20 protein-coding genes are annotated in these 21886 nt (G+C 66.3%); 10 read left to right on the top strand and 10 right to left on the bottom strand.

Annotated elements, in window-relative coordinates; translation table 11 throughout:
- Positions 1-8: 8 nt before the first annotated feature.
- The 5 genes from BLT60_RS08775 to BLT60_RS08755 form a co-directional block, all read right to left on the bottom strand.
- The gene (locus tag BLT60_RS08775; protein ID WP_090876045.1) at positions 9-938 is read right to left on the bottom strand and encodes a threonine ammonia-lyase; all 930 of its coding nucleotides are present in this window, start codon (positions 936-938) and stop codon (positions 9-11) included.
- Positions 939-940: 2 nt separating this feature from the next.
- Positions 941-1786 (bottom strand): carbohydrate ABC transporter permease, encoded by an 846-nt coding sequence (locus tag BLT60_RS08770; RefSeq protein WP_090876044.1) that lies wholly within the window; start codon positions 1784-1786, stop codon positions 941-943.
- Positions 1783-2670, bottom strand: coding sequence for a carbohydrate ABC transporter permease (locus BLT60_RS08765; RefSeq protein WP_090876043.1), 888 nt, complete (start codon positions 2668-2670; stop codon positions 1783-1785). Before BLT60_RS08765 ends, BLT60_RS08770 begins: the two co-directional genes overlap by 4 nt.
- 97 nt (positions 2671-2767) lie before the next feature.
- Complete coding sequence (locus BLT60_RS08760; protein WP_090876042.1) at positions 2768-4090, bottom strand: extracellular solute-binding protein; 1323 nt, start codon at positions 4088-4090, stop codon at positions 2768-2770.
- A gap of 203 nt (positions 4091-4293) precedes the next feature.
- Complete coding sequence (locus tag BLT60_RS08755) at positions 4294-5616, bottom strand: extracellular solute-binding protein (protein ID WP_090876041.1); 1323 nt, start codon at positions 5614-5616, stop codon at positions 4294-4296.
- A 241-nt stretch (positions 5617-5857) separates the two neighbouring features.
- On the opposite strand from BLT60_RS08755, the gene BLT60_RS08750 reads away from it, so the two are divergent.
- Complete coding sequence (locus tag BLT60_RS08750) at positions 5858-6991, top strand: aminotransferase class V-fold PLP-dependent enzyme (protein ID WP_175478355.1); 1134 nt, start codon at positions 5858-5860, stop codon at positions 6989-6991.
- A 35-nt stretch (positions 6992-7026) separates the two neighbouring features.
- Here BLT60_RS08750 and BLT60_RS08745 read toward each other — a convergent pair whose 3' ends face one another.
- Positions 7027-8031, bottom strand: a complete 1005-nt coding sequence (locus BLT60_RS08745) for a succinylglutamate desuccinylase/aspartoacylase family protein (RefSeq protein WP_090876039.1) — start codon at positions 8029-8031, stop codon at positions 7027-7029.
- An 83-nt stretch (positions 8032-8114) separates the two neighbouring features.
- Between BLT60_RS08745 and BLT60_RS08740 the strand changes: the two genes are divergently transcribed.
- Entirely contained in the window at positions 8115-8858 is a 744-nt protein-coding gene (locus tag BLT60_RS08740) for an MBL fold metallo-hydrolase (protein WP_090876038.1), read from the top strand.
- Here BLT60_RS08740 and BLT60_RS08735 read toward each other — a convergent pair.
- The gene (locus BLT60_RS08735) at positions 8848-9627 is read right to left on the bottom strand and encodes an SDR family NAD(P)-dependent oxidoreductase (protein ID WP_090876037.1); all 780 of its coding nucleotides are present in this window, start codon (positions 9625-9627) and stop codon (positions 8848-8850) included. The two genes, BLT60_RS08740 and BLT60_RS08735, sit on opposite strands and share 11 nt — an antisense overlap.
- Positions 9628-9650: 23 nt before the next feature.
- Positions 9651-10724, bottom strand: coding sequence for an ABC transporter ATP-binding protein (locus tag BLT60_RS08730; RefSeq protein ID WP_090876036.1), 1074 nt, complete (start codon positions 10722-10724; stop codon positions 9651-9653).
- Between the two features lie 228 nt (positions 10725-10952).
- On the opposite strand from BLT60_RS08730, the gene BLT60_RS08725 reads away from it, so the two are divergent.
- Entirely contained in the window at positions 10953-11456 is a 504-nt protein-coding gene (locus BLT60_RS08725; protein WP_090876035.1) for a RidA family protein, read from the top strand.
- Positions 11457-11459: 3 nt separating this feature from the next.
- Here BLT60_RS08725 and BLT60_RS08720 read toward each other — a convergent pair whose 3' ends face one another.
- A complete protein-coding gene (locus BLT60_RS08720; protein WP_090876034.1) occupies positions 11460-12287 on the bottom strand; it encodes an IclR family transcriptional regulator in 828 nt (275 codons plus the stop codon).
- 98 nt (positions 12288-12385) lie between these two features.
- Positions 12386-13867: a rhizopine catabolism transcriptional regulator MocR gene (gene mocR, locus BLT60_RS08715; protein WP_090876033.1), complete on the bottom strand. Its 1482-nt coding sequence runs from the start codon at positions 13865-13867 to the stop codon at positions 12386-12388.
- A 95-nt stretch (positions 13868-13962) separates the two neighbouring features.
- On the opposite strand from mocR, the gene BLT60_RS08710 reads away from it, so the two are divergent.
- From BLT60_RS08710 to BLT60_RS08680, 7 genes are all read left to right on the top strand, one after another.
- Entirely contained in the window at positions 13963-15135 is a 1173-nt protein-coding gene (locus BLT60_RS08710; RefSeq protein WP_175478354.1) for a Gfo/Idh/MocA family protein, read from the top strand.
- On the top strand, positions 15132-16046 hold the full coding sequence (iolE, locus tag BLT60_RS08705) for a myo-inosose-2 dehydratase (protein ID WP_090876031.1): 915 nt from the start codon (positions 15132-15134) through the stop codon (positions 16044-16046). The genes BLT60_RS08710 and iolE overlap by 4 nt, the downstream gene beginning before the upstream one ends.
- A 259-nt stretch (positions 16047-16305) precedes the next feature.
- Positions 16306-17280 carry a rhizopine catabolism ABC transporter substrate-binding protein gene (locus tag BLT60_RS08700; RefSeq protein WP_175478353.1) on the top strand — a complete coding sequence of 325 codons (975 nt, stop codon included), beginning with the start codon at positions 16306-16308 and terminating at the stop codon, positions 17278-17280.
- A 127-nt stretch (positions 17281-17407) separates the two neighbouring features.
- Positions 17408-18544 (top strand): ABC transporter permease, encoded by a 1137-nt coding sequence (locus BLT60_RS08695; protein WP_210185571.1) that lies wholly within the window; start codon positions 17408-17410, stop codon positions 18542-18544.
- Positions 18541-19368, top strand: coding sequence for an ATP-binding cassette domain-containing protein (locus BLT60_RS08690; protein ID WP_090876028.1), 828 nt, complete (start codon positions 18541-18543; stop codon positions 19366-19368). The genes BLT60_RS08695 and BLT60_RS08690 overlap by 4 nt, the downstream gene beginning before the upstream one ends.
- Entirely contained in the window at positions 19368-20522 is a 1155-nt protein-coding gene (locus BLT60_RS08685; RefSeq protein WP_090876027.1) for a Gfo/Idh/MocA family protein, read from the top strand. Before BLT60_RS08690 ends, BLT60_RS08685 begins: the two co-directional genes overlap by 1 nt.
- A gap of 178 nt (positions 20523-20700) precedes the next feature.
- A complete protein-coding gene (locus tag BLT60_RS08680; RefSeq protein WP_210185570.1) occupies positions 20701-21708 on the top strand; it encodes a BMP family protein in 1008 nt (335 codons plus the stop codon).
- Positions 21709-21886: the final 178 nt, after the last annotated feature.

Below are 21886 nucleotides of genomic sequence, written 5' to 3'. Positions count from 1 at the left end.
ACGAGTGATCAGCGCGGCGGCAATCCGTCATTGCCACTGCCACACAGCACCACGACGGTCTTGCCGTCGCCGATCCTGGCATGACCGTTCCGGACTGCCGCGACGGCGGTCGCCGCCCCGAGTTCAACCGCAAGCCCGGTCGAGCGCCACATCCAGCGCGCCGCCTCGATCGGTTCGTCCTCCGGCACGAGCACCAGGTCGTCGACGCAGCGCTCGACGATCTCGAAGTTGATCGGCTCGGTAGTGCGCGCCGCAAGGATCGGCACGTTGGTGACAAAGGACTCGATCATCACGATATGGCCGGCCTCGCGGGCCCGGTAGAGGGTCGGACAGCCTGTCGTCTCGACGCCGATCACCCGCACCCCCGGTCGCCGTTGCTTGATCGCCTCGGCGATGCCGCTGATCAGGCCGCCGCCGCCGATCGATACCACCACCGTTTCGACGTCGGGCATTTCGTCGAGGATTTCGAGGCCGATCGTCCCCTGCCCGGCGATCACCGGATCCTCGGCGAAGGGATGCAGCAGCGTCCCGCCGGATTCGGCGGCGAGTTCCTTGCCGGCTTCCCAGCTCAGGTCCCAATGCTCGCCGATGACATGGAGTTCGGCGCCGAAGGAGCGGATGCGGTCGCGGGCCAGCTCGGTCGATCCGGTCATCACCACGACACGGGCCGGAATCCCGAGCCGCTCGGCGGCATAGGCGATTGCCGCGCCGAAATTGCCGCCGGATGCAGTGACCACGCCGTTTGCGCGTTTCTCTTCGGGGATCGAGAGAACCGAATTGAACGCACCGCGCGCCTTGAACGAGCCCGAGACCTGCAGGCACTCCGGCTTGAACCAAAGGTTCGCCCGCTCGCCGGCGGGTGCGGCGGGCACCAGCGGCGTGCGCCGGACGTGCCCGGCGATCCGCGCCGCCGCGTCCGTGTAGGCGCTTGCGTCCATCGTCAGCCTTTCAGCGCGCCGGCAAGCATCGACTTGCCGATATAGGGATAGGCGAACAGGCCGAGGATCATCGGCGGCACGATACCGAGCGTCATCGCCGCAGCGGTCGCACCCCACTTCACCCCGTAGGAGGTGACGAAGAAGGTCGCGCCGACGGTGACGGGGACCGCGTTCTTGGTGGTCAGGATCAGCCCGAACAGGAACTCGTTCCAGCTATAGACGAAGCTCAGCACCAGCACGGCGAAGAGGATCGGCCGCGACAGCGGCAGGATGATATGCCAGAGGATTCCCCACTTGCCGGCCCCGTCGATCTTCGCCGCCGCGTCCATCTCCTCCGGGATTTCCTGGAGGAAGCCGACGAACAGCACCAGCGCCACCGGGATATTGATGACGCAGGCGATCAGCGCCATTCCGGTGCGGGTGTCGAGCAGCCCGACCATCTGGAACATCAGGTAGATCGGGATCGCGTAGATGATCAGCGGCAGCGCCCGGACATTGGTGACCAGCGGCAGCAGCCAGCTCTTGCCAATGTCGTAGCGCACCATCGCGTAGGCCGCCGGGAAGGTCAGCAACATCGCCAGGATCGTGCCGCCGCCGGCGATGGCGATACTGTTGAAGATATATTCCGGCAGGTTGGTGTTGCCGGCGAACAGCACCTCTTCGTAGTTCGACAGCGTCGGCGTGAAGATCCACACCGGGGGGCTGGTGTTGATGTCGCCGGTCGTCTTGAACGAGGTCATGATCGTCGCGAGGATCGGCAGGTTGAGGATGAAGGCGATGACGATGAAGGCAGCCCAGCGCAGCGCGTGGACCAGCCGGGTCACCGGGTTGCGGCGGGTGACGATCATGTCGGCGCCCTCCTGACCGCGAGTCTCAAGGCCGAATAGAGCAGCGCCATCGATGCGATCAGCAGCATGACCGAGACGGCGACCGCCTCGCCGATTTTGCTGTGGGTGAAGAACAGCTTGTAGATGTAGATGCTGATCGATGTCGTCTCGTTGCCCGGCCCGCCGCCGGTCAGCACGAAGATGTGGTCGAAGACCCGGAACGAGTCGATGAAGCGGATGAACGAGACGATGATGATCGACGGCATGATCACCGGCATGACGATCAGCCGGCCGAACTTGGCGCCGGTCGCGCCATCGACGGCAGCCGCTTCCTCGAGCTCTCCGGCCATCGACTGACGCGCCGTCAGCATGATCAGGAAGGCGAAGGGGGTCCATTGCAGGACCTCGATGGCGATCACCGTCTCGTAGATCCAGTTGCGACCGAGCAGGTTGATCGGCAGGCCCATCATGTAGAGATAGGCTGGCACGACGCCGGTGAATTCGTTGAGGATCAGCCGGTACATCACGCCCATCAGCGCCGGCGACACCATCATCGGCAGCATCAGCAGACCGGTGAGCCACGGCCGCTTGGTCAGGATCGGGTGGAGGATGAAGACCATCGCCAGCCCGAGCGCCACCTCGAGCACGGTGCAGATCACCGCGAATTTCAGCGAGAAGCCGAGCGCGTCCCAGAGATTGGGATTGGTCACCGCCTCCGCGTAGTTGGCCAGCCCGACAAAGGCAGTGCCGGTCAGGTCGTAGATCGAGACGTTGGAAAACGAGTACCAGAGATTGGCGACCGTCGGGAATCCCAGCATCAGGGCCAGGAAGATGCAGAGCCCGATCAGGAAAGTGCGAGCGTTGGCCCGCTCCGTTTCGTGCACGCCGGCTTTGCTACGAGCCATCGGCCCTTCCGCGTTGTCGCCAATTCAGTGGCATGGGGAAACAAAAGTCGGCCGTCGACCCCGCGATGGAGCCGACGGCCGGAGGAGGAAAGCCGGCTTACTTGCCGTAAGCTTCTTTCATGTAGGCTTCGACATTGGCGATTGCGGTGTCCTGGTCGAGCGCGCCGTTCCAGTAGGCGGTGAAGTTCTCCGCCATGTTGGAATAGACGCCAAGCGCCTCTGCCGCCGTGCTGCCGTTCATCACGATGCCGTATTTGCCGGTGTGGTCACCCATCGCCAACATGTCCGGACGATCGCTGGCGACCGCCTGAATGATCGTGTCGACCACCGGTGGCTGTCCGCCTTCCTTGGCGTACATGCTCATCACATCTTCCGAGGCAAGAAAGCTCAGGAAGGCCTTGGCCTCGTCCTGCTTCTCCGACGCCTTGTTGATGCCGAGGCCAAGCGCATGGAAGTGGGTCTTCGGACCCTCGGACCCGGCCGGCTGGTGCGTGATGTCGAACTTGTCGGCAATCGCCGGATAGTCCTCGGCGTTGACGAACTCGGCATAGGCAGCCGACCACTGGATGAAGAACGCCACCTGGCCGGTACCGAAGGCGCCGTTGGCTTCGGCATATTCATAGCTGTTCGAGTCGCCCGGCGTCGCTTCGAGCTCGGTGATCTTCTTGAAGATGTCGAGACCCTTGCGATAGGCGTCGGAGTCGACGGTGATGTTGCCGTCTGCGTCCATCCAGTTGCCGCCGTAGCTGGCGGTCGTGCCCTGCCAGATCATGATGTTGAACAGGAGGTTCTTCATCTGGAGCACGGTGCCGTAGCGGACCGGGCTGTCCGGGTTGATCGACTGGGTGAAGAACAGCGCCGAGGCGATGAAGTCGTCCCAGCTCCATGCGTCCGGCATCTTGGGCTCCATCTTGGTGCCCAGATACTCTTCCGAAATCTCGCCGTATTTCGCCTTCCATTCGTCGTTGGAAAGCAGCTCATCGATCAGGTCGGTGCGGTAGTAAAGGAATTGCAGGCTGAGGTCGGTCGGGATGCCGTAGACATTACCCTCATAGGCCTGCGAGTCGATGGCGCTTTGCGGGAAGACCGTCATCACGTCGTCGGTGATCAGGTCGTTGACCGGCACCATGAACGGCGCGTATTTGCCGACATTGTAGGTCGCCGTCAGCATGACGTCGAACTCGGTCGAGCCGGCGGCGGAGTCGGCCAGCATCTTGTCGAAGAAGTTGTCGCGGCTGAAATACAGGAGCTCCGCCTTGCTGTCGGAGGTCTCGTTGTATTTGTCGACGACCTTGCGGAGCGCCGTCTCGGCCGGTCCGCCCGGCCATGCGAGAATGGTGATGTCGGCGAGTGCCGTCGTCGATATGGCCGCCGACAGGATCGCTGCACCAGCGGCAGCGAGGACTTTGGATTTCAGCATTGGAGTTCCCCTCTTTTTACCCAGTCGAAACGTGAAGTCCTGAGATCCCGGCCGGTTTGCCAGCCATGTTTTGTAACGCAGTTATGGAACCGCATACACAGGAACAGAAGTCTAACACCCGGCATCGGCCGGTCAAGCAGAGGAGCGCAGCGATCGCGGGCCGTCAACGCCAACGTGGCGCCGACGGCCCGGCCGGGAGGAAGCTACTTGCCGAAGGCGTCCTTCATGTAGGCCTCGACATTGGCGATCGCGGTGTCCTGGTCGAGCGCACCGTTCCAGTAGGCGGTGAAGTTCTCCGCCATGTTGGAATAGATGCCGAGCGCCTCGGCGCTGGTGCTGCCGTTCATCACGATGCCGTAGGCGCCCGTGTGCTCGCCCATCTTCAGCATGTCCGGACGGTCGCTGGCGACGGCCTTGATGATCGAGTCGACCACCGGCGGCTGGCCACCTTCCTTGGCATACATGCTCATGGCGTCCTGCGAGGCGAGGAAGGTCAAGAAGGCCTTGGCCTCGTCCTGCTTCTCCGACGCCTTGTTGATGCCGAGGCCAAGCGCATGGAAGTGGGTCTTCGGGCCTTCCGGACCGGCCGGCTGATGGGTGATGTCAAACTTGTCGGCGATCGCCGGGTAGTCCTCGGCGTTGACGAACTCGGCATAGGCCGCTGACCACTGGATGAAGAAAGCCACCTGGCCCGTACCGAAGGCGCCGTTCGCCTCGGCATACTCATAGCTGTTCGAGTCGCCGGGCGTCGCTTCGAGCTCGGTGATCTTCTTGAAGATGTCGAGACCCTTGCGATAGGCGTCGGAGTCGACGGTGATGTTACCGTCGGCATCAAGCCAGTTGCCGCCATAGCTCGCCGCGGTGCCCTGCCAGATCATGATGTTGAACAGGAGGTTCTTCATCTGCAGCACGGTGCCGTAGCGGACCGGGCTGTCGGGATTGATCGACTGGGTGAAGAACAGCGCCGAGGCGATGAAGTCGTCCCAGGTCCAGGCGTCGGGCATCTTGGGCTCCATCTTTGTGCCCAGATACTCTTCCGAGATCTCGCCGTACTTGGCCTTCCATTCGTCGTTGGAAAGCAGCTCGTCGATCAGGTCGGTGCGGTAGTAGAGGAAGTGCAGGCCGAGATCCATCGGGATGCCATAGACCTTGCCGTCGAAGGCCTGGGAGTCGATGGCGCTCTGCGGGAAGACCTTGAGGACGTCCTCGGTGATCAGGTCGTCGATCGGGTTCATGAAGGGCGCGTATTTGCCGACGTTGTAGGTGGCCGTCAGCATGACGTCGAACTCGGTCGAGCCGGCGGCGGAGTCGGCCAGCATCTTGTCGAAGAAGTTGTCGCGGCTGAAATACAGGAGCTCCGCCTTGCTGTCGGAGGTCTCGTTGTATTTGTCGACAACCTTGCGGAGCGCCGTCTCGGCCGGTCCGCCCGGCCATGCGAGAATGGTGGTGTCGGCAAGCGCTGCGGTCGAGACCGCGGCGGTGATGATCGCGGCGCCTGCCGCGGCCAGAATTCCCGATTTCAGCATAGGGCTCCCCTGTATTTGTCCAGGATCGAAACGTGGATTCGTCGCGTCTCCTGATTCAGTTCCCGACGATGCTTTATTCCTCAACAATGGAATTGCATACAGACCAAAAGAAGTTTATCACCGTGCAGCGCCCGGTCAAGCGGGCTGCTCAGTCGGTGCCAGCCGGGACCAGCGAGAGTATCCGATCGATGAACAGCTTGCGCCTGCTCTTGCCATCAGACATCCGCGAGGCTCGCCGGACATGACCATCACCCACGGCGCCACGCCGCTCATCCCTCCGCAGCAGTTCATTGGTCTCGACGGGATCACCCATCTCGCCGCCGGCGGCGAAACCCCCGCCCTGCGCAGCCACACCGCCGCCGTCGAGCGCTTCCTGACCGACAAGTCCGGCGGCATGCCGGGGCGTAACCGCCTGTTCGAGACGGCCGGCCGGGTGCGCGGCAAGGTCGCCCGCCTGTTCGACCTCGAGGCCGGCGATATCGGCTTCCTTCTCAACGCATCCGAAGGCCTGACGGTCGCCGCCGCCGGCCTTGGCGCGGGACCGGGCGACAACGTCGTCGTCGCCGGCGCCGACTTTCCCTCCGTCGTGCTGGCCGCCACCGGCCTTCGCCGGGCCGGCGTCGAGATCCGCGCCGCGGGCAGCGGCCTCGTCGCCACCACCGACGACTATGCGGCAGCCGTCGATGAGAAGACTCGCGCGATCTTCGTCAGCCATGTCAGCCACCTGACCGGCGCGCGGCAGGACCTCGCCGCCCTGCGCGCCGTCGCCGATGCGGTCGGCGCCCGGCTGATCGTCGATGTGTCCCACGCCGCCGGCGCCGTCCCGGTCGACGGGCGGCTCTGCGATATCGTCGTCTCCTGCTGCTACAAGTGGCTGCTCTCCGTTCATGGCTGCGGCCTGTTCTGCGTCAACCATCGCCGGTGGCCGGACCTGATGCCCCGGACCATCGGCTGGCACGCGATCATCGAGACCGAGACCGGGCAGCCGCTCCTCGGCCACACCCTGAAGCCGGGCATCGAGCGCTTCGAAAGCGGCAACGTGCCCTTCCTCGCCATCCATGTTCTCGAGAACGGCCTCGACACCCTCATGGCGATCGACGCCGCCGACCGCGAGGCCCATTGCGAGGCGCTGACGCGGCGGCTGCGCGACGGTCTTGTCGCGCGCGGTCTCGACGTGTTGACGCCCGAACCGGCGGAGCGCCGCGCCGGCAATGTCTGCATCGCCATGGAAGCCTCCGAACGGGTCGAGGCCGGACTCCGGGAACACGGCGTCCTGGTCTGGGCCGGCGAAGAGCGCGTCCGTTTCTCGCCTTATCTCTACAACGACGCCGACGACATTGATCGATGCCTGGACGCCCTCGGCAAGGTGCTGTGACCGGTCGGCTTCAGCCTGCCGGCCACTGCCGCGCTTCAATCGACGAATTGCGCGAGATTCATCAGGCAGTCGCCCGACTGGCTGTGGGTATGGAGCCGCCGCGACAGAACGATGCCGCCGGCCCGGAAGCGCAGCACCTCGGGTTCGGCCAGCGGCCGTTCGAGATCGTGCAGCCAGCCGGCCGTATCGCCTTCCGCGACGATGTCGCCGATGTCGACCGCCGGTTCGAACCAGCCCTCGCGTTCGGCATAGACGAAGAGGTTCTGCGACCCCTGCTGCATCATCCGGCTCTCGGTGTCGGCATCGGCGTCGGTCAGGAGCCGCGCGCTGGTGATCCCCATGGCCAGCAGCAGGTTGTCGACGGCCAGCGCCGTCATCGCCATGGTGTGTCGCGTCACCGTCGCCCCGCCGCCGAACTCGCCGCTGAGCCCGATGCAGCCGGACCGCAGGGCGGCGGCCATCGAGGTCGGCGAGTCCGCACCGTTGTCGGCGACCATGCCATAGGGCATCCGCATCGCCTTCATCAACGCGACCGCCCGCGCCTGGCGCTGCGGGTCGGGCATTGTCTCGATCAGCGCGCAGACCAGGTGGTCCATGCTGGTGCCGCCGGAATGGATGTCGAACAGCACGTCGTGGCGGGGCAGGATGTCGTGCTCGACATAATGCGCGATGCGCTGTGTCGGCCCGCCGGCCGGGTTGCCGGGAAAGGCGCGATTGAGATTGCCGCCGTCGAAGGGCGAACAGCGTCTGGCCGCCATCACCGCCGGCAGGTTGGTCGCCGGCAGGATCGTCACGCTGCCCTTGATGGCCGACGGTTCGAGCAGGCGAGTGACCTTGAGCAGGGTCAGCTCGCCCTCGTATTCGTCGCCGTGGTTTCCGGCCATCAGGACGACGCTCGGCCCCTCGCCATTGGCGATCCGGCAGACCGGAACCTTGATCTGGTAATAGGGCGAACGGTCGATCGAGTAGGGGAAGCCGATGAAGCCGACCTGCTTGCCGTCGTCGTCCCAGGAGATGTCGCAATAGGCGCCGGTGTGCATTATCCGAAAGTCTCCAGCCGGTCCGGAGGCGATAGCCGAGCCGGCCGGGCAATTGTGTGAATGGAAAACGGGAGTGGGCAAGAATGAAGATTGAAGACGGACTGCATCTGGTGCTGAGCGGCGGCGCGGGGTTCGACCTCTCCGACGCGTTCGACTGTAATGTCTTCATGATCGCGGCCGGCGACACCTGGCTGCTCTTCGACGCCGGCGCCGGTCGCGCGCCCGATCGCTTCGCCGAGATTCTGGCCGGGGATGGCATCGATCCCGGATCGGTCGGCCACCTCTTTCTCACCCATGGCCATGCCGACCATTCCGGCGGTGCCGCCGCGCTTCGCGAGCGTTTCGGCCTCAGGACCTATGCCGGCGCTGCGACGGCGAAGATGGTCAGCGGCGGCGACACGGCCGGCATCAGCCTCGAGCGCGCCATCGAGGGCGGCGTCTACCCGGCCGACTACCGTTACCGCGCCTGCCCGATCGACACGGTGGTCGAGACCGCCAATCCGCTGCAATTCGGCCCGGTGACGGTCGAGATGATCGAGACCCCCGGCCATTCCTTCGACCATGTTTCCTATCTGGTGACGACGCCGACCCGCCGCATCCTCGTCGGCGGCGACGCGCTCTTCTGCGGCGGCAAGGTCGCCATCCAGGATATCTACGACTGCAACATCGGCGCTGTCTGCAGCACGGTCCGGACCCTCGCCGCGCGCGACTTCGACACCCTGCTTCCGGGTCATCTCAATTTCAGCCTGAGCGACGCCCGCCGCCATGCCGACGCGGCGATGGAATATGTGGTGCGCTTCGCCTGCCCGCCGTCGATCATCGCATAGCCCCGAAGATCATCGCCGACAGCCCGCCATCCACCGTGATGGTGCTGCCGGTCGTATAGCGGTTCTCGTCCTCGGCGAGAAAAAGCGCGGCAGTGGCGCAATCCTCCGGCAGGCCGGGCCGGCCGAGCGCCACCTCGTCGGCGAGCGACGCCGCAAGCTTCGGCTCCCGGTACATGTCGCCATTGCTCGGCACGTCGATCGGGCCGGGCGCGATCATGTTGACGAGGATGCCGTGGCGGGCGAGGTCGACCGCCATCGCCCGGGTCAGCATCGCGATCCCGCCCTTGGTCGCCACATACTGGGCGGCGTTCGGCTCCGACATGTAGCTGTTGACCGAGCCGACGGTGACGATGCGGCCGCCCTTCGCCGCCGCGACCATCGCCTTCGCCACCCGTTGGCAGGCGCGGAAGGTGCCGGTGAGATTGACCGCGACATAGCTGTCCCAGTCCGCATCGCTGCAATCGAGGAAGGACTTGCCGCCTTTCAATGCCGCGGCGGCGACGAGGATGTCCGGCGTGCCGAAGGCGGCGAGCGCGGTTTCCAGCGCCGCGTCGGTATTGACCCGATCGGCGAGGTCGACCGAGACGGAGACGATCTGCGGCCCGTCCCAGGCAATGCCACCCAGCGGACCGCCGAGGTCCATCGCCACCACCTGCGCCCCTTCCTGCAGGAAGCGCTCGGTCACCGCTCCGCCAATGCCGCCGGCGGCGCCGGTAACGATGGCGACCTTGCCGGCAAGGCGGCCGTTGGGCTTGGGTTCGGTATCCATGGTCGCGTGCCTCCCCGGGGCGGTCAGCCCATTCGCTTGCCGCTCGCCGCGTCGAAGACGTGAAGCTTGGCCGGCTCGGCGGTGAAGCGGACCGCCTGTCCGCTCTTCAGTCCGTGTCGGCCGCGCAGCACCGCGACGATTTCCTCGCCCTCGAAGCTGCCGACGACGTGTTCCTCCGCCCCGGTCGGCTCGACGACGCGCGCCTCGGACGGGAACAGGACACCCTCATCGGCGCCGTCGGCGGCGAGCGTCAGGTCTTCCGGACGCACGCCGAGCACCATCTCGCGATCGGCCGGCGCGGCAATCGCGCGGCCAAGCTGGATCGTGCCGCCGCCACCGGTGACGAAGGTGCTTCCCTCGCAACGGCCGCCGAGAAAGTTCATCGCCGGCGAGCCGATGAAGCCGGCGACGAAGATGTTGTTCGGCCGGTCATACAGTTCGACCGGGCTGCCGATCTGCTCGATATTGCCGCTCTGCATGACGACGATCTTGTCGGCCATGGTCATCGCTTCGATCTGGTCGTGCGTGACATAGATCGTGGTCGAACTCAGCCGCTGGTGCAATTCCTTGATCTCGGCCCGCATCCGGACCCGGAGCTTGGCATCGAGGTTCGACAGCGGCTCGTCGAACAGGAAGACCTTGGGATCGCGGACGATCGCCCGGCCCATCGCCACCCGCTGGCGCTGACCGCCCGAAAGCTGGCGTGGCAGGCGCTTGAGCAGCGACTCGAGCTTGAGGATTTCGGCCGTGCGACCGACCCGCTTGGCGATCTCGTCCTTGGCGACGCCTGAGAGGCGGAGCGCGAAGCCCATGTTCCGCTCGACGCTCATATGCGGATAGAGCGCGTAATTCTGGAAGACCATCGCGATGTCGCGATCCTTCGGCGGGTCGAGGTTGACCACCTTGTCGCCGATCCGGATCTCGCCGCCGGTGACGTCCTCGAGCCCGGCGACCATGCGCAGCAGCGTCGACTTCCCACAGCCGGACGGCCCGACCAGGGTGACGAATTCGCCATTCTCGATGTCGATATTCACGCCGTGCAGGACTTCGGTGTCCCCATAGGATTTGTACAAGTCCTTGACGACGACACTGGCCATGCGGAGGCTCCCCGGCAGCAGGATGGCGGTCGCACCCGGACCGCTGCGCCTGGGCGGCCTGGCGCGCCGATCGGGTATTGACCCGGAAGGCGAAAATGATACCCTTCCGCCCGAGTGAATGCAATTACATTACTATAGAACTCCGGCCGCTTGCCAGACCTTCGCCAGCGCCTCATTTCGGCGCCAAAGCGGAACGGATTCGCCAAAAGACTGAGCGACGGGGAACGCATGGAGCAATCAGTGAATACTGCCGGCACGCCCGGTGAATCGGCACCGTATCAACGGCTGCGCGAGCTCGGCATCGTCCTGCCGACGCCGCCGAAGCCGGTGGCCAATTTCGTCACCTCCGTGCGTGAAGGCGGTTTCCTCTACCTCGCCGGCCAGGGGCCGCTCGAGCCCAGCGGCATCGAGCATAGCGGCAAGGTCGGCGCTGGCGTATCCATCGAGGAAGCCTATGGCCATGCCCGCATCACCGGCATCAACATGCTGGCCGTCATCCACGAGGCGCTCGGCTCGCTCGACAAGGTGCGCCGCATCGTCAAGCTGCTCGGCATGGTCAACGCCGATCCGACCTTCGACAGCCACCCCAAGGTGATCGACGGCTGTTCCGACCTGTTCGTCGCGGTCTTCGGCGAGGAAATCGGCCGCCACGCCCGTTCGGCCGTCGGCATGGGCTCGCTGCCCGGCCAGATCACGGTCGAGATCGAGGCGGTGATCGCCGTTCGCGACTAGGGCTTACGGGTCGCGCCAGCCGAGCGCCCGCTCGACCTTCTCCGAAGCGCGGCGGACCGCATCTCCGTAGTAGTCGCGCTTCTCGACGACCTTGTGCTCGGGCAGCACGATCGAAATGGTCGCCACGCATTCGCCGAGCCGGTTGCAGATCGGCGAGGCGACGCAGGACACCAGGAAGTCGGTCTCGCTGATCTGGATCGACAGCCGGTCCTTCAGCGCCTGGCGCGACAGTCCGGCCAGCAGCACCGGATCGGTCTCGGCCCGTTCGGTCGGGGACATCTTGGCGCTCTGCCGGAAGAGGTTGAGCCGCTCGTCCTCACCAAGGTGGCCGACCAGCAGCCGTCCCGAGGCCGTCCAGTTGAGCGGCACCCGGGTGCCGATCTCCGACGTGACGCGGAAATGCCCGGGCCCGTCCGCCATCGCCAGCACCACCATGCGATCGCCGTCGCGGCCGCAGATCTGAACCGTCTCGCCGACCTCCCGGCAAAGCTCGTGCATCTCGTGCGTCGCCCGGCTGAGAAAGTCGAGCGAATGCGCATAGGCGAGGCCGTAGTGGTAGAGCCGCGGCCCGAGCCACACTTCCTTGTCGCCGCGATGGGTGAGAAGGTCGCGGGCGATCAGGTCGTCGATGATCGCGTAGGTCGTCGACAGCGGCGCGCCGATCGCCTTGGCGATCGCATACGCGGTCCACGGTTTTTCCGTGTGGTAGAGATGATCGAGGATCTGCAACGCCCGGTCGATGCCGCTGACCCGCGTCCGGCGTGGCGTCTCGGAGGCGGCCGCCGTGCCGGGGACTGGATCGTCGTCGGAAAGAACGCTGGGTGTGCTCATCGCGAAGCCTGACAAAGTGACCGGCGCGATCCGGCCAACCGTTCGCCGACAACCGCGTTTATTTCACAGCAATGGAATAGTCCTGCGCTGCGATCCCGTCAACCGTCGCTGCCGGCCGGGTAAAGCTCCTGCAGGATGTCCCGCATCATCGGGATCAGCCGGCGCATCTCGGCCTCGACGACGCCGGCATAGCCCATCAGCAATCCGGAGGCGCGTGGTTCGCCGGCAAAGTAGACCGACAGCGGCGCCAGGTTGATGCCGGCCGCCGCCGCCCGGTCGACGACGCGATTGTCGTCGATCGCCGACTTGAACAGGGCAGCGAGCTGGATGCCGGTCCGTCCGTCGATCGGATCGAGCCACGGCTCCAGGTGTTCGGCCAGCAGCCCGAGAAAGACCGCCCGGCGGCGACCGTAGAGGCGCCGCATCCGGTTGAGGTGGCGGAAGAAATAGCCCTGCTCGATGAAGTCGGCCAGCGCCGCCTGCAGCACCAGCGGCGCGAATTGCCCGGTGACGCTGATCGCCGGCCGAATCCGGTCGGCGAGGTCGGCCGGCAGCACGATGAAGCCGAGCCGCATCGCCGGAAACAGCGTCTTGGCAAAGGTCCCGACATAGATGACGCGCGGGTTGTCGGTCAGCCCCTGCATGGAGGGCAGCGGCTGGCCGCGAAAGGTATATTCGCCATCGAAGTCGTCCTCGATCACCCAGGCGTCGGCGGCTCCGGCGACATCGAGCACCGCCAGCCGCTGTTCGAGCGGCATGGTGATGCCGAGCGGATGCTGGCAGGACGGCGTCAGGTAGATCAGCCGTGGCAACGGATCGGCGCTGGCCGGCACCCGCCAGCCGTCGCGATCGACGGGAAGCGGCGCCAGCTTCGCACCCGCCCCGAGAAACGCCCCGCGCGCGCCGAGATAACCCGGCTCCTCCATCCACACCGTGTCGCCCTCGGCGAGCAGCAGCCGCGCCAGCAGGTCGAGCGCCGCCTGGCCGCCGGTGGTGACGACGATCTGCTCCGGCGAGCAGCGCACCCGCCGCATCGCGGTCAGGAAGCTGGCGATCACCTCGCGCAGTTCCGGATGGCCGGAGACATAGTGATAGCCGAACAGGTCCTCGCCACCGAAACGGGCGCGGCGCGACAAGAGCCGGCTCCAGGTCTTGAACGGGAATTCGGCCAGCTCCGGCGTCCCCGGATGGAAGGCCGTGCGTCCCGGAAAGGTCCGCACCCGCGGCTGCGAAATCATCATCCGGCCGCGCGGCGAGAGCTTCGCCAGGCTGTCGCCGGCCGACGGGCCGCGCGGCTGCGACACCGCCGCGGCGAGCGAGACATGCGTGCCCGACCCCCGCCGGCTTTCGAGAAGCCCTTCGGCCGAAAGCTGATCGAGCGCCGTGATCACCGTGTTGCGCGAAATGGCCAGTTCGGCGGCGCATGCGCGGATCGACGGAAGCCGCGTCCCGGCCGGAACCGCTCCCTCGAGGATCAGCTCGCGCAGTTGGTCGCAGAGCTGCCGATGCAGCGGCGCGCCGGCCCTGGGCTTCAAGGCGACGAGGTCGAGCGGATAGCTGAGTTGGGAGACTGTACCCATTCGATTCTTGGAAAATGGCCCTGTTTGTGGGGCCAACGTTAGCCGTAGCGTGGGGATGACGAAAGGTTTTTTCGTCTGTGTGGGGGCATGAAAAGTTGACAGGCGGGCAGGTTCGTTTCGCGCTGATCGGTGCGGGTTTCATCGGTCGTATCCATGGTCTGGCGCTGCAGGCGGTGAATCGCGTCTTCAGCGACGCGCCCCGGGCCGAGGCCACCATCCTCGTCGATCAGGACGCAGGCCTGGCCCAGCGCCAGGCGGAGCAGCTCGGCTTCGCCGGCTCCGGCACGGACTGGCGGGCAGCGCTCGACCAGGTCGACGCCGTCATCATCGCCGTCCCGAGTTTCAGCCACCGCGAGATCGCTCTCGCCGCGATCGCCGCCGGCAAGCATGTGCTGTGCGAAAAGCCGGTCGGCCGCTCGGTCGCAGAGTCGGAAGAGATCGCCGAGGCGGCCGCGAAAGCCGGTGTCACGACCGGCGTCGGCTTCACCTATGTTCGCGCCCCGATGGTCCAGCACGCGGCCACGATCGTCGCCTCGGGCGCTATCGGCAAGCCGGTCAGCTTCCGCGGCTGGCACGCCGAGGATTATCTGGCCGATCCCGACGCGCCTTTCTCATGGCGTCTCGACGCGAGTCTTGCCGGCCGCTGCGGCGCGCTCGGCGATCTCGGCTGGCACATCATCGCGATCGCCCGGCTGCTCTGCGGGCCGATCGTCTCGCTGAACGGACTGGCCGAGACCCGCTACGCGACGCGCCGGACGGCCAAGGCCGGCGAGCGGCCGCGCAACGTCGACAACGAGGATTGGGCCGGCCTGCTTGCGCGCTTCGAAAGCGGCGCGGTCGGCAGCATCGAGGCAAGCCGCATCGCTCATGGCCGCAAGATGGACATCGGCTTCGAGCTCACCTGCGAGCGCGGCGGCATCATCTTCGACGGCGAGCGCGCCAATGAATTGCAGCTCTACCGCCACGGCGAGCCGGCCGGCGACCAGGGCTTCAAGACGATCCGCATCGACGGGGCCCATCCCGGCTATGGCGCCTTCATCCCGGCCCCGGCCCACGGCCTCGGCTTCAACGACCTCAAGACCATCGAACTCCACGGCTTCCTGCGCGCCATCGCGGCCGGCGGCAACCTCGCGCCCGATCTCGACGAGGCCTGCCGCATTGCCCGGGTCTGCGAGGCCGTTCTCGATTCCTCGACCTCCGGCGCCCGCATCGATCGGCCGGAGGCGAACCCGTCAGCCGCACACGCCAGGGAAGCACTGAACGCATGACAGTCCGGATCGGCATCAACCCCATCACCTGGACAAATGACGACGTCCCCGAACTCGGCGGCGACACGCCGCTGGAAACCTGCCTCTCCGAGACAAGCGAAGCCGGCTATTCCGGCACCGAGCTTGGCGGCAAGTTTCCGCGGGAGTCGGCCGTGCTCCGCCCGCTGCTCGAGCAATATGACCTGAGGCTGATCGCCGGCTGGTGGGATGGCCGCATCCTCGAACGCGAGGTCGCCGAGGAGTTCGACGCGCTGCTGCCCCACCTGACGCTGCATCGCGATCTCGGCGCCGCCCATGTCGTCTATGCCGACACCTCGATGGGCCGACACGACGGCATCTGGCGGCCGATCTCGGACCGTCCGAAGCTCGGCGACGAGGACTGGCCGGCCTATGGCCACAAGGTCACCGAACTGGCCGAATGGATGCACGACTTCGGCGTCGACATGGCCTTCCACCATCACATGGGCACCATCGTCGAAACCGACGCCGAGACCGAAAGGCTGATGTCGGTGACCGGCAAGGCGGTTGGTCTGCTCTACGACACCGGCCACAGTTCCTTTTCCGGCGGCGATCCGCTGGCGCTGCTTGCCCGTACCATCGACCGCGTCGTCCACGTCCACTGCAAGGACGTTCGCCCCGACAAGCTGGCGAAGGCGCGCGCCGAGGACATGAGCTTCATGGACGCGGTGCTCGACGGCATCTTCACCGTGCCCGGCGATGGCAGCATCGACTACCCGGCGATCCTCGAGCGGCTCTGCGACGCCGGCTACGAGGGATGGCTGGTGGTCGAGGCCGAGCAGGATCCGCGCAAGGCGATCCCGCTGACCTACGCGCGGCTGGGATACGACAACCTGGTCCGCATGGCGCGCGATGCCGGCTTCACCGTCGAGACACGCGAGGGAGCGGCTTGATGTCGGATCCCGCCCACCACGCTTTGGCAAAACGATCTCCCGGACCTCTCACGGCCGGGAAACGAAATGGCATTCCGCCAACCGACGGCAGTGACCGTCGCGGCGGCGGCCTGAAGGGGAGAATGGCTGGCTAATCGGCAACGACAAGACCGTGACATCTGTTCTCAACGCGACGCGCGACCGTTTCGCCACGCGCCGCTCTGCCTGGGTCCGGCCACCGGGGGCTTTGGACCGTTCAACCAGAAAGAGGGGAATGACAATGACACTGACGACACTTGCCAAGTCCGCGTTTGCGGGCCTCATCGCACTCGGCGGCCTGTCCGCCGCCGCCCATGCCGACGGCATGAAGGACCCGAAGGACGTCAAGATTTCCTTCGTCGTCCATGGCTCCGCGTCCGATCCCTACTGGTCCGTCGTCAAGCGCGGTGTCGATGACGCCGCCGCGCTGACCGGCGCCCAGATCGAATACTACAATCCGCAGGTCTTCGACGTCATCGAGCAGGCCCGCCTGCTCGATGCCGCGATCGCCGCCGGACCGGACGGCATCGCCGTCTCCATCGCCGATGCCGACGCCATGCGCGACGGTGTCGAGAAGGCGCTCGCCGCCGGCATTCCGGTCATCGTCATGGACTCCGGGGAAGGCCCGGGCATGGAGATGGGCGTCAACGGCTATGTCGGCACCGTCTCCGAATATGACTCCGGCGTGAAGGCCGGCCAGCGCCTCGCCAAGGAAGGCACGCTGAAGGTCGTCTGCATCAATCACGAGGTCGGCAATGTCAGCCTCGATGAGCGGTGCCAGGGCCTCAATGACGGTCTGGAGCCGTCCGGTGGCGGCACCGAGGTCGTTGCCGTGACGCCCGATCCGGCCGACATCCAGCGTCGGACCGAGGCCTATCTGTCGGCCCATCCCGATGTCCAGGCGGTCTTCGCCATGGGCGCCGGCGCCGCCAACCCGCTGATCGACCTGTTCCACGACAAGGAACTGTTCGGCACGCTCGGCCTCTACACCTTCGACATCAGCCCGGAGGTTCTCGACTCGGTCATCGCCGGCGAGATGGGCTTCGGCATGGACGCCCAGCAGTATCTGATGGGTTTCCTGCCCGCGCTCTACCTCGTCGAGGTCGCGGTCAACGGCATCATGCCGATCAACTCGACCTATACCGGCCCGCTCTTCGTCGACACGCCGGAGAAGGCCCAGGCGATCCTGACGCTCGCCAAGCAGGGCATCCGCTGATCGCGGCAATCCATTGGGAAGGCCGCCCCCTGGCGGCCTTCCTCCCTCCCGCGATCCTCGCGGCGACCCGAAGACTCCAGCCCGGCGAAGTCCTACGATGACCAGCGCAGAACCGCGAGACTTGTCCATGGCCGAGGTGGGTACGACCGGGAGTTCCAAACGCCGGGGCGAGGCAGACGAGCGCCTTGCGGCAGCCGGCTGGCTGACCAGACTGCTGAGGCGGCCGGAAGCCGGTGCCGCCAGCGGCCTCGTCGCCACCATCATCATCTTCGCCCTCCTGCCCGGCGCCAGCGCCCTCTATTCGCTGCAGGGGTCGCTCACCTTCCTGACGCTCTCGGCGGAACTCGGCATCATCGCCACCGCCGCTGCGCTCCTGATCATCGCCGGCGAGTTCGATCTCTCCGTCGGCTCGATGATCGGCTTCGCCGGCGTCGTGATCGGCCTGACCGTACGCCATCTCGATTTCCCGCTCTGGGGCGGCATCCTGTCGGCCTTCGCCGTCGCGATCGCCGTCGGCTGGTTCAACGGCTTTGTCGTCGTGCGCACCCGACTGCCATCCTTCATCGTCACGCTGGCGACGCTGTTCATCCTGCGCGGCCTGTCGGTCGCCATCACCCGGGCGGTCACCGGCCGCACGCAGATTCCCTATATCCTTGACGACGTCCCCGACCCCGGAACGGCAAGCCTGTTCAATGGCAATGTCCTGACCGGCCTGTTCCAGTGGATGGGCGACCTCGGCTGGATCGCCACGCGCAGCGACGGCGTGCCCTTCGTCCCCGGCATCCCGATGTCGATCGTCTGGTGGATCGGCGTAACGGTCGTCGCCGCCTATGTCCTCACCCAGACCCGCTTCGGCAACTGGATCTACGCCGCCGGCGGCGATCCCGAAGTGGCGCGCAACGTCGGCGTGCCGGTGTCGCGGGTGAAGATCATCCTGTTCATCGGCACCGCCTGTTCCGCCACCCTGCTCGCCACCATCCAGGTGATGGACGCCGGTTCGGCCGATACGCTGCGCGGCCTGTTGAAGGAGTTCGAGGCGATCATCGCCGCGGTGATCGGCGGCGTCCTCCTCACCGGCGGCTACGGCACGGTCTACGGCGCGATGTTCGGTGCCCTGATCTTCGGGCTGGTCCAGATGGGCATCTTCTTCACCGGTATCGACACCGACTGGTTCAAGGTCTTCCTCGGCATCGTCATTCTCATCGCGGTGCTTGTGAACAACTACATCCGCGCCAAGGCGCTTGGCGAAGGAACCGCACGATGACCGCCCCGGCCATGGAACTGCGCAAGGTGACCAAGCGCTTCGGCTCGGTCATCGCGCTGCGCGACGTCGACATCCAGGTCCAGCCCGGCGAGGTCCATTGCCTGCTCGGCGACAACGGCGCCGGCAAGTCAACGCTGATCAAGATCCTGTCCGGCGTCCACCGGCCGACCGAGGGCGAGATCCTCATCGACGGCAGGCCGGTCACCTTCCGCAATCCGCGCGACGCGCAGGAGCGTGGCATCGCTACCGTCTTCCAGGACCTCGGCATGATCCCCCTGATGAGCATCTCGCGCAATTTCTTCCTCGGTCGCGAGCCGCTGCGCGGTGTCTTTCCCTTCCGGCGCTTCGACAAGGAACGCGCCAACGATACCGCCCGCCAGGCGATGGCCGATATCGGCATCGACGTCCGCGACCCGACCCAGGCGGTCGGCACCCTGTCCGGCGGTGAGCGCCAGTCTGTCGCCATCGCCCGCGCCATCCACTTCGGCGCCAAAGTCCTGATCCTCGACGAGCCGACCTCGGCGCTCGGCGTCCACCAGGCGGCGATGGTGCTGAAATTCATCATCGAGGCGCGGCTCCGCGGCCTCGCCGTGATCTTCATCAGCCACAACATCCACCACGCCTACCCGGTCGGCGACGTCTTCACCCTGCTCAATCGCGGCCAGAACCAGGGCACCTTCCGCAAGTCGGAAATCTCGCGGGAAGAGGTGATGAACATCATGTCGGGCGGCGAGGACCTGCGCTCGCTCGAAGCCGAGATCGAGGGCCTGCTCGCCGTCATCGCCGACAATCCCGGCGGCTCCAACGCCGGCGCGAACCCGTGATGCGCGCAGCCATCGTCGGCTCGGGCTACATCGCCCGGGTCCATGCCCGCCTGATCGCGGAGCTTTGCGGCGATGTCGTCGCCGTCTGCGGTCGGACGCTCTCGGGGGCACAGGCCTTCGGCATCGGCCAGGCCTACGACAATCTCGACGCCATGCTGCGGGCCGAGAAGCCGGACGTCGTCCATATCTGTTCGCCCAACAGCTTCCATGCCGAACAGACCATCGCGTCCTTCGCCGCCGGCGCCCATGTCCTGTGCGAGAAGCCGATGGCGACCAGTGCCGACGACTGCCGCCGGATGATCGACGCCGCCGACACCGCCGGCCGGGTCGGCGCGATCGCCTATTGCTATCGCGGCTACCCGATTGTCCGCGAGCTCCGCCGCCTCGTCCGCAACGGCGACTTCGGCGCCCTGTGGCGGATCACCGGCCTTTACCTGTCGCAGGACGTCTGCGACCCCGACAAATACGTCTGGCACTTTTCGCCCGGCCTCTGCGGACCGGCCTTCGCCCTCTTCGACTACGGCGTCCACTGGTTCGATCTCCTCCAGTTCGTCACCGGCCAACCGATCGCCGAAATCCAGGCGCAGTTCAGCACCCGCCGCCCCGACCGCACCTGGCATGGCAACCCCGGCGAAGGCCCCCGGCCGCGGGGCGAAGCCACCGAGGACGGCGGCGTCCGGGTCGACTTCGCCCTCGAGGACCAGGCCGACCTGCTCCTCCGTCTCGCCGGCGGTGCCTCTGGCAGCGCCACGGTGATGGCCCTTTCACCAGGCAACCCCAATCACATCGCCCTCTCGGTCGACGGCGAGAGCGGCGGGTTCGACTGGCTCCAGGAGCAGCCGAACAGCTTCGTCGAGCGCCGGCCCGGCCTGAAGATCATCCGCGACCGCGACCCCGACCGCCTCGACCCCGCCGACCGCTGGACCGCCGCGGTGCCGGGCGGCCACCCGGAGGGCTACCCCGACGCCTTCCGCAACGTCATCGCCGAGTCGTGGCGCGGCATGCGTGGCGAAACCGCCGATTTTCCGACCTTCGGCGCCGGCCTGCGCGGCATTGCCATCGTCGAGGCGGCCGTCGCCAGCGCTGCCGAGCGCCGCCCCGTCACCGTCGATATCCCGGGCGCCGATTTCGCCCGCGACTATCCCATGGACTGACCGCGCCGGCGTGCGGTCCGTCCGCCTCACGCCCCCAAATTGTCGGGACCCCGCAAAGCCGCTATCCTCGCCGCCGACAGGTGGTCTCATCCTTGCTAGGCTCTGCCTGATTGGATGCACGCTGTTTTGGCAACGCGGCCGGCGCAACGACGCCCGCCCGCGAAGAGGGGAACTTCATATGAACACGCCGAGAATGACCATCACCCGCCGCGCCGCGATGACTCTCGCCGCCGCGGCCGTTGCCGCCTTCGGTCTCGCCGGCCCGGCCGCCGCCCAGAAGGAGAAGCCGATCAAGGTCGCCGCGATCTACACCGTGCCGGTCGAGCAGCAGTGGGTCAGCCGCATCCACAAGGCGCTCAACGCCGCCCAGGACCGGGGTGACGTCGAGTATGTCTATTCCGAGAATGTCGCCAACACCGACTATGAGCGCGTCATGCGCGAATATGCCGAGCAGGGCAACGACCTGATCATCGGCGAGGTCTTCGGCGTCGAGCGTGCCGCCCGCAAGGTCGCCGGCGACTATCCCGACATCGCCTTCCTGATGGGATCGTCCTTCGGCCCGAGCCAGCCGAATTTCTCGGTCTTCGACAACTTCATCCACGAGCCGAGCTACCTCACCGGCATGATCGCCGGCACCGCCACCGAGTCGAACATCATCGGCATGGTCGGTGGTTACGCCATCCCCGAGGTCAACCGGCTGATGAACGCCTTCATGGAAGGCGCCCTCGCGGTCAATCCCGACGTCAAGTTCCTCGTCACCTTCATCAACTCCTGGTACGACCCGCCGAAGGCCAAGGAATCCGCCTTCGCGATGATCGATGCCGGCGCCGACATCCTCTATGCTGAGCGGTTCGGCGTCTCCGACGCCGCCAAGGAGCGTGGCGTCAAGGCGATCGGCAACGTCATCGACACGGCGGCCGACTATCCCGGCACCATCCTCGCCAGCGCGCTCTGGCACATGGAGCCGACCATCGACCGCGCCATCGCCGCGGTGACCGAGGGACGCTTCGAGCCGGCCGACTACGGCCAGTACAGCTACATGGCCTATGACGGCGGCAGCTTCGTCGTCGACGAGACCCTGGTCGATGCCGCGGCCCTCGAGGCCGCCAACGCCAAGCAGCAGGAAATCAAGGACGGCCTGTTCCGCGTCAACGTCAACGACGGCGAACCCAAGTCGTCGATGTAGGCCGCAGGCGGTGACGCTTCATCTTCCCCGCCCCCCGCGGGGAAGCACGCGCGATATCCTCCCCCGTGCAACGGGGGAGAGCCTGCCCCCGGCGCGACCGGGGGTGGCGCCGCGAAGCGGTGACGGAGGGGGCGTTCCGCCGCTCGCGCTTCGGGCGCGCCTTGCGTTTGGTGCGTCC

The organism is Bauldia litoralis (assembly GCF_900104485.1).
Taxonomy (GTDB): Bacteria; Pseudomonadota; Alphaproteobacteria; order Rhizobiales; family Kaistiaceae; genus Bauldia; species Bauldia litoralis.
Note: the sequence above shows the minus strand (reverse complement) of the source record. Positions and strands in the feature narration are given on the sequence as shown.